Source organism: Aeromonas sp. QDB18, from assembly GCF_027705325.1.
In the GTDB taxonomy this organism is placed as follows: Bacteria; Pseudomonadota; Gammaproteobacteria; order Enterobacterales; family Aeromonadaceae; genus Aeromonas; species Aeromonas caviae.
The window spans coordinates 1-898 of the sequence record NZ_JAPDBQ010000323.1 but is presented as its reverse complement, the minus strand read 5'-3'; the positions used below and the strand labels follow the sequence as shown (position 1 = coordinate 898).

Below are 898 nucleotides of genomic sequence, written 5' to 3'. Positions count from 1 at the left end.
TTTTTGGTCTTAACTCGCTTGATCCGCCCTTTGTGAGCCGGGGGATGGTGCAAGTGATCGTGGAGCTGCTGAAGGGCCGCCCGCCGCTGTTCATCCGTAGATGATGGGTTTAGCGCCATGGCCAGCAACCGCTTCGATTCCGCCATCTGTAGCCCTTGGATCTCTTTCATCCGTTTGGCCGCCTCTTGCGCGTTGCCGGAGCGTTTCAGACTCTTCTCCAGCTCCCCTTTCGTGTACCGCAGGGTGGACTCGTTCTCCCGGAGCTGCTCCCGCAGCTTTTCCAGATCGCGGTCGCGTTCCGCGACCCCAGCCTCCAGGGCTGCCACCCTTGCCGTCAATTGCCCTTTTTCGTACGTGAGCTGTTTGAGTTCTGGCTCATTGTCGGAGAAGGAGTAGTAGAGGAGTCCCACTGATCCCCCCAGTACCAGCATCGGAACGAGCCAGCCAACGAGCTCAGCCATTGATGACCTCCCTGGCCGCGTCGTCTGGATGAAACACCAATGCCGCGTCGGCCTGGACCAGGTGCAGGCCATATCTGGCGATCAGGGCACCGATCACCCACAAGAACCGATAGGAATATTGCTTTATCACCGTAGATAGCACTCCGTGATCTCTGCCCGAAAATGTCCGAGCTCCTGGGACAGGGTTTCTTTTGCATCGTGCGGGCTCAACCCCTGCCGCACCTGCAATTCACCGTACCGCTCCTGGGCATAGCTGTGCCTCATGCCGTGGGCGCCAGCTGACCAGCCGAGCACGCGGTCGGAGGCGGCGGAGAACGACCGCGACCAGGCATGGCCGCCCGCGATGTCGTAGCGACTGTCGCGGAAAACGCCGCGATCGTCGATCCGCACGGGCGTGTCCAGGCGGCGCGCTTCGAGGCGGGCCGCCAGTTCGCTGG

The 898-nt window shown here is 61.6% G+C and carries 2 protein-coding genes and 1 pseudogene; all 3 read right to left on the bottom strand.

What is annotated here, in order from left to right; all coding sequences use genetic code 11:
• A partial coding sequence (locus OKC30_RS21150; RefSeq protein WP_270809832.1) for a hypothetical protein occupies window positions 1-461 on the bottom strand: 461 nt, incomplete at its 3' end.
• Window positions 454-591 (bottom strand): hypothetical protein, encoded by a 138-nt coding sequence (locus tag OKC30_RS21145; protein WP_160839568.1) that lies wholly within the window; start codon window positions 589-591, stop codon window positions 454-456. The genes OKC30_RS21150 and OKC30_RS21145, both read right to left, overlap by 8 nt.
• A pseudogene (locus OKC30_RS21140) lies at window positions 588-898 on the bottom strand (site-specific integrase); the annotation flags it as partial. The gene OKC30_RS21145 and the pseudogene OKC30_RS21140, both read right to left, overlap by 4 nt.